The sequence below is a fragment of the Helcococcus sueciensis DSM 17243 genome (assembly GCF_000423145.1).
Lineage (GTDB): Bacteria > Bacillota > Clostridia > Tissierellales > Peptoniphilaceae > Helcococcus > Helcococcus sueciensis.
Genome location: NZ_AUHK01000004.1, coordinates 82210 through 89582, shown reverse-complemented (window position 1 = coordinate 89582; position 7373 = coordinate 82210). Strand labels below are relative to the sequence as shown.

Sequence of the window (7373 nt, the reverse complement as noted above, 5' to 3'; positions counted from 1 at the left end):
AGTGATTGATATGACATTTCTCCTGTTAAGTACAACTTTACTATATTTTTCTTAAATTCGAAAGAGTAATTATTATTTTTTCTAGAAATTTTTAGACCTTCATATCCTTGAGTTTTGTATGAATTTACCCATCTTTCAATTATTGATGCACCATTTATATCATATTTTTTAGCTAAAGTTTCATATCCTCCTTCGTTATTTAGATATGATTTAACAACTTTTATCTTAAATTCTGTACTATATTTTGTCATGAAAAAACTGACCTCCTCAAAGTTATTTTTAGGTCCAACTTTTTGGGGTCAGTTCATAAGTGACCTCCTCTTTTATTTTATATCTTTCCTAATTTTTCTCTGGTTTTCTTTCTACCCATTAAGATAATATTTTTTGCTACTTGTGCATCTTCATTTGATAATGCAGGAACGCCTTCTAATGGATACTTAAAACCAAGTTCTTCATATTTATTAACACCCATTGTGTGATATGGGAGCACATCTATTGCGGTAATATTGTCATAATTTCCTAAAAGTTCACCAGTTTCAAATAAGAATTCTTTATTGAAGGTGATTCTAGGAACTATAACATGTCTTATCCAAATATTCATATTGTGTTTATCCATGAAGTCTAGGAATTTTATTATATTTTCATTTGAATGTCCTGTTAAAACTTTATGTTGTCTTGGATTTATATGTTTAATGTCAAGCATTACAATATCTGTAACTTCCATTAATTTTTCATACTTACGAAGAGTCTCTTCATCGTCATCTTTGAAAAGTACTCCACATGTATCTAAACAAGTATGAATGCCTCTTTCTTGGCAAGCTTCAAATAAATCTAATACAAAATCCATTTGAACTGTAGCTTCACCACCAGAAAGGGTAATACCACCATCTTTTAAGAATGGGCGATATTTTTCATAATCGTCTATGACTTCTTTAACAGTCCATTCTTCTCCTCCAAAGGATGCCCAAGTATCTGGGTTATGACAATATAGACATCTCATAGGACAACCTTGAAGGAAAAGTACGTATCTGACACCAGGTCCATCGACAGTACCAAATGTTTCCTTTGAATGGATATATCCTATGGTATCTAAATTCATTATAGACCTCTGTGGAATGTTCTTGCGATTACGTCGTCTTGTTGTTCTTTAGTTAATTTTGTGAAGTTAACAGCATAACCAGAAACTCTGATTGTTAATTGAGGATATTTTTCTGGATGTTTTTGTGCATCTAATAAAGTTTCTTTATTAAATACATTAACGTTTAAGTGATGTCCGCCTTTTTCTACATAACCATCTAACATTGAAACTAGGTTATCTATTTGTTTTTGATTTGCCATTGTTTTCTCCTTTTATATATTTTTTTTATAATTTTACTTATCTTCTTCAGGTGTAACACTTGTTTCAGTAGGTATTGAACAAGAATTACCTATGCAAGTATCAGTTACTCTTTCTAAATCTAATGATTCTAAGTCGATATCAACGTCTAATGCATCTAAATCAACTTCGCCAGCGAATACTTTATCATCTTTTCCTAATGCTCCAGGAACGATTGAGAATGTATTTGAAATACCGTCTTGAGCATCTTTGTAAGGGATTTTAGCTACTGATGATAATGAAGCTAATGCTCCAGATTCATCTCTACCGTGCATTGGGTTTGCACCAGGAGCGAATGGTTCGCCTTGTCTTCTACCATCAGGTGTATTACCTGTCTTCTTACCATAAACTACATTTGATGTAATTGTTAAGATTGAAGTTGTTGGTATACCACCTCTATAAGTAGGATTCTTTCTTACTTTTCTCATAAATGATTCAACTGCATATACAGCAAGTTCATCTACTCTGTCGTCGTTGTTACCATATTTAGGGAAGTCTCCTTCTATATCGTAGTCAACAACTAAACCATTTTCATTTCTAACTGTTTTAACTTTAGCATATTTAATTGCTGAAAGAGAGTCTGCTACTACAGATAATCCAGCGATACCTGTTGCGAAATATCTTTTAACATCTCTATCATGTAAAGCCATTTGGATGCTTTCATAAGCATATTTATCATGCATGTAGTGAATTACGTTAAGTGTATTTACGTAAATTTCTGCTAACCAGTCCATCATATCTTCAAATCTATCAATAACTTCGTCATAGTCTAAGTATTCTGAAGTAATTGGTCTATATTTTGGACCGATTTGTTTTTCTAATTTTTCATCAACACCACCGTTGATAGCATATAATAAACATTTAGCTAAGTTAGCTCTTGCACCAAAGAATTGCATTTCTTTACCAATTCTCATTGAAGATACACAACAAGCTATTGCGTAATCATCACCGTGTGTTTGTCTCATGATATCATCATTTTCATATTGGATTGAAGATGTATCGATAGACATTTTAGCACAGAATTTCTTGAATTCTTCTGGTAGATGAACTGACCATAATACTGTTAAGTTTGGTTCAGGTGATGTGCCTAAGTTTGCAAGAGTGTGTAAGTATCTAAATGATGTCTTTGTTACAAGTGATCTTCCATCAAGTCCCATACCTGCTAATGATTCTGTTACCCATGTTGGGTCTCCTGAGAATAAATCATTATATTCTGGAGTACGTGCAAACTTAACTAATCTTAACTTCATAATAAAGTGGTCAATTAATTCTTGTGCTTCTTCTTCAGTAATTAAACCAGCTTCTAAGTCATGGTTAATGTAGATATCTAAGAATGTTGATGTTCTACCAAGTGACATTGCAGCACCATTTTGTTGTTTGATAGATGCTAAATATCCAAAGTATAACCATTGAATAGCTTCTTTAGCGTTTTGAGCTGGAGCTGAAATATCATAACCGTAAATTTCACCTAAAACTTTTAATTCTTTAAGAGCATTAACTTGATCTCTCAATTCTTCTCTAAGTCTGATGTTTTCTTCAGACATGATAGGTGATACTGAATCTATTTGATCTAATTTATCTTCAATTAATTTATCTACACCATATAAAGCAACTCTTCTATAGTCACCGATAATTCTACCTCTACCATAAGCATCTGGAAGACCTGTTACAACCCCAGATTTTCTAATAGCTCTCATTTCAGGTGTATATACATCGAACACGCCTTGGTTATGTGTTTTTCTATAATTTGTAAATATTTTATGTAATTCTTTGTCTGGTTCGTATCCATATGATTCAAGTGAAGATTCACTTACTCTTATTCCCCCAAATGGTTGGAATGATCTTTTTAGAGGTTTATCTGTTTGGAAACCTACTATTGTTTCTAATTCTTTATTTAAATATCCAGCACCATGTGAAGTAATTGTAGATACAATACTTGTATCCATATCTAGCACGCCGCCATTGTCTCTTTCTTGTTTGAATAGATCCATTACTTGGCTCCACAATTGTGTTGTAGCTTCTGTAGGACCTGCTAAGAAAGTATCGTCACCAGTATATTCTGTGTAGTTACTTTGTATAAAGTCTCTTACATTGATTTCTTTTCTCCATGTAGAGCCTTTAAAACTATCCCATATTCCCATTTCATCCTCCTATTTTGTATTTGTCTATATTTTAACACCTAATTATATATATAAGTGTGATTTAAATCACACTAGACGAAATTAAGCTAATTATTTAACAAAATAACAATGTTTATTAAAAAAATGTAATATTTTTTTCGAAATAAGCTTATTTACCATGTTCTAATAGGCGCTATACATATATTTTATCATATTTTAAGAACGATTTATTTAAAATATAAGAAAAATATTCAATTTAGTTAATTTTGATATAGATTAATAAATATTTGTTAAATTTACTATAAAAAAGAAAAATTTACTTTAAAGGTAAAAGATGGTATAATTTTATAAAAGTAATATTTTTTTTAAAATTAAAAGTCAAAGAAGGTTAAAATGGGGTTAACAGGAAAAATAGAACAATTTTTGCTTGAGCAACTAGAGATTGGGCAAAGAGAATACATTGAAATTGGTCGAAATGAACTTGCTGAAAAGTTTAATTGCGCACCTTCTCAAATAAATTATGTTTTATCAACCAGATTTACACCTTATAAAGGTTATTATATTGAGAGTAGAAGAGGTGGAAGCGGGTATATTAAAATAACAAAATTAGAAATGACAGAAAATCAGTTAATTAATAATATACTAAACGAAACTATTAAAGATTCTATTACATTAGATAAAGTAAAACATATTTTACAAGGATTAACTGAAGAAGGAGTGATAGAAGAAAGAGAAGCTCTTTTAATCACTCATAGTTTAGATGACCACGCACTAAAATCAATAGATATCAATGATAGAAATTTAGTAAGAGCAAGTATATTTAAAAATATTCTGCTTGCCTTATTAAGGGACTAGGAGGTAGTTATGAAATGTTTCAACTGTGGAAATGACGCAGATATGGAAGTTATGATAATGGTTAATGGCCAATTAAAAAAAATAAGCATATGTATGGATTGTTATAGAGAACAGATGGTTGATATGATGGATGATATTACCGATGAAGATGGAAATATAGATCCGGAAAAAATCCAAAAACAAATGCACGAATTTTTTGAAAATAACCAAGATGCATTGAATCAATTATTTGGAGAAGGAAATGGAATTTCTGGGTTTAATATAAATGGTGAAAATCTTGGATATCCACATATGGATTTTGAAACATTTAAAAATATGAATTTTGACGGAAATCCTGAAGAATTTAAAAATATTTTTAAAAATTTTATGAATAAAGAAAATAAAACTACAAGTAATAGATTTGGATTTGATCCATATAAAGACTATAAATCAAAGCTAGGTGAATATAATAAACTAGATAGTGCTCAAAGACAGATTGCTTCAATTCAAAACACTTTGGAAGAAAAGAAGAAAATCTTACAAAGACAAATAAATGATGAAGATTATATGGCTGCTGCAACATCTAGAGATGAAATAAAAGAAATGAACAAGAGAATTATAAATTTAAAATTAATACAAAAAGAGGTTGATTAATTATGACTATGAGAGATTTAATGATGAGTATTACTAATGAAGCTCGTCAACTGAAATCTAAATATATAGGAACAGAGCATGCCTTAATAGCTCTATTGAACTCAGGTGGACTTGAATCAAGAGCGCTTGCAGCTTCTGGTGCAAATTATGAACTGATAAGAGAATATATTCTAAAATCAATGGATATTGAAAAGGGTGATAGAGTTGAAGGTACTACGCCTCAATTAAGAATGCTTTTAGATGAAGTGATGGTTCAAAAGAAGAGGAATGGAAAAGAAGAGACATTTGAAGAGTTATTATTAATACAATTATTAGTTTCAGATTCTGAAGCTAAAAGAGCATTAGTTGCTACAAATGTTGATCCTCAACAAGTATATTCTGTTTTAGATTATTATCTTAACAATAAATCACAAGGTCCTGAAGGAAAAGATACACCAAATTTAAATAAATTTGGTGAAGATTTAACACTTAAGGCTTTAACTAAAATTGATGGAGTTATTGGTAGAGAAAAAGAAATAAATAGAATTATACAAATAATTACAAGAAGAACAAAAAACAATCCTATATTGATAGGGGAAGCTGGTGTAGGTAAAACTGCAATAGTAGAAGGTTTAGCTAAGAAGATAGCCTTAAATGATGTTCCAGACATTATGAAAGGAAAGAGAATTATATCTCTAGATATGGCATCAATGGTTGCTGGAACAAAATATAGAGGAGATTTTGAAAAGAGAATTTCGGATACTTTGAAAGAAGTGATGGAACTTGATGATGTAATTGTATTTATAGATGAAATTCATACGATAGTAGGGGCTGGTTCGTCAGAAGGTAGTTTAGATGCATCAAATATTATGAAGCCTTATCTTACAAAAGGGGATCTAAAGATTATAGGTGCAACGACAATTACTGAATATAGACAATTTATAGAAAAAGAATCCGCATTAGAAAGAAGACTTCAACCTGTGCAAGTTGATGAGCCTAGTGTAGAAGAAACTATTGATATTCTAAAAGGAATTAGAAAATATTATGAAAGATTCCATAAAATTGAAATATCAGATGAAGTTATTGAAGAGGCTGTAAAATTATCAGATAGATATTTAGTAGATAGATTCCTTCCTGATAAAGCTATAGATGTGATAGATGAAGCTTCTTCAAAATTGAAAGTTGATTCATTTAAATTGCCAGAAGAGTTAATGAGATTAAGAGAAGAGTATGAGAATTTACAAAATCAAAAAGAAGAAGCTGTAAATACTCAAAATTACGAAAAAGCAGCATTTATAAGAGATAGGATAAATGAAGTAGAAATTTCTCTTGAAGAATTCAATAAAAATCAAGAAGAAAGTGAAGAAATAGAATATACTGAAAAAATAACAGTTGATAAAGTTAGAGATATAATTTCTGATTGGGCAAAAGTACCAGTTACAAAACTTACAAAAGAAGAAAATGAAAGATATAGGGATCTTGATGAAAATCTTAAAGAATCAGTAATTGGACAAGAAGAAGCTATTGATAAAGTATCAAAAGCTATAAAAAGAGCAAGAGTCGGATTAAAAGGTCCAAATTCTCCAATAGGAACATTTATATTTGTAGGTCCAACCGGTGTAGGAAAGACTTATTTAGCAAAGAAAATAGCTGATGAAATATTTGAAGGTGAAGAAAATCTAATAAGAATAGATATGTCTGAATATATGGAAAGACATAATGTTTCAAAATTAATAGGTTCACCTCCAGGATATGTTGGATATGAAGAAGGTGGACAATTAACAGAAAAAGTTAGAACAAATCCATATTCAGTTATTCTATTTGATGAAATAGAAAAAGCACATCCAGATGTATTCAATATTTTACTTCAAATACTTGATGAAGGTAGATTGACTGATTCACAAGGTAGAGAGGTAGACTTTACAAATACCATAATAATTATGACTTCAAATGCTGGAGCATCACAACTTTCAAAGAAAAATACTATAGGGTTTGAATCTGAAGAAAATAGTAGAAAACGTGATTATGAAGCTACAAAAGAAGTTGTAAATAGAGAATTAAAGAATCTATTCAAACCTGAATTCTTAAATAGGATTGATGACATAATAGTATTCAATAGATTAAGTGAAGAAGATATTAAGAAAATTGTTGAAATTAAGCTAGAAGATCTTATCGAAAGAATGGAAGAAATGGGATATGAAGCTAAATATACTGATAAAGTAGCTGAAAAGATTGCTAAAATTGGTTTTGATGAAACTTATGGTGCAAGACCACTTGATAGAGCTATTAAGACAGAAATAGAAGATTTAATAGCTGAAAAGATATTAGATGAAGAAATCTCAAAAGATAAGAAAATTTCCATAATAATAAGGGGAGATAAGATTTCCTTAAATGAATTGGAAAGGGCTTAA

At 30.2% G+C, this 7373-nt stretch carries 7 protein-coding genes; 3 read left to right on the top strand and 4 right to left on the bottom strand.

The genetic code is table 11. The features are described 5' to 3' along the window. The 4 genes from G534_RS0102190 to pflB form a co-directional block, all read right to left on the bottom strand. Window positions 1-251: transposase (locus G534_RS0102190; protein ID WP_027347660.1), on the bottom strand; the 251-nt coding region annotated here is incomplete at its 3' end. Window positions 252-328: 77 nt separating this feature from the next. Further along, on the bottom strand, window positions 329-1099 hold the full coding sequence (pflA, locus tag G534_RS0102185) for a pyruvate formate-lyase-activating protein (protein ID WP_027347659.1): 771 nt from the start codon (window positions 1097-1099) through the stop codon (window positions 329-331). Beyond that, complete coding sequence (gene grcA3, locus G534_RS0102180) at window positions 1099-1338, bottom strand: autonomous glycyl radical cofactor GrcA3 (protein WP_027347658.1); 240 nt, start codon at window positions 1336-1338, stop codon at window positions 1099-1101. The genes pflA and grcA3 overlap by 1 nt, the downstream gene beginning before the upstream one ends. A gap of 33 nt (window positions 1339-1371) precedes the next feature. After that, entirely contained in the window at window positions 1372-3516 is a 2145-nt protein-coding gene (pflB, locus tag G534_RS0102175) for a formate C-acetyltransferase (protein WP_027347657.1), read from the bottom strand. Between the two features lie 372 nt (window positions 3517-3888). Here pflB and G534_RS0102170 point away from each other — a divergent pair, with 372 nt between their 5' ends. The 3 genes from G534_RS0102170 to G534_RS0102160 are packed head-to-tail and all read left to right on the top strand — an operon-like array spanning window position 3889 to window position 7373. Then, a complete protein-coding gene (locus tag G534_RS0102170) occupies window positions 3889-4350 on the top strand; it encodes a CtsR family transcriptional regulator (RefSeq protein WP_027347656.1) in 462 nt (153 codons plus the stop codon). A gap of 9 nt (window positions 4351-4359) precedes the next feature. Next, window positions 4360-4983 (top strand): hypothetical protein, encoded by a 624-nt coding sequence (locus G534_RS0102165; RefSeq protein WP_027347655.1) that lies wholly within the window; start codon window positions 4360-4362, stop codon window positions 4981-4983. 2 nt (window positions 4984-4985) lie between these two features. Next, window positions 4986-7373 carry an ATP-dependent Clp protease ATP-binding subunit gene (locus G534_RS0102160; RefSeq protein ID WP_051177386.1) on the top strand — a complete coding sequence of 796 codons (2388 nt, stop codon included), beginning with the start codon at window positions 4986-4988 and terminating at the stop codon, window positions 7371-7373.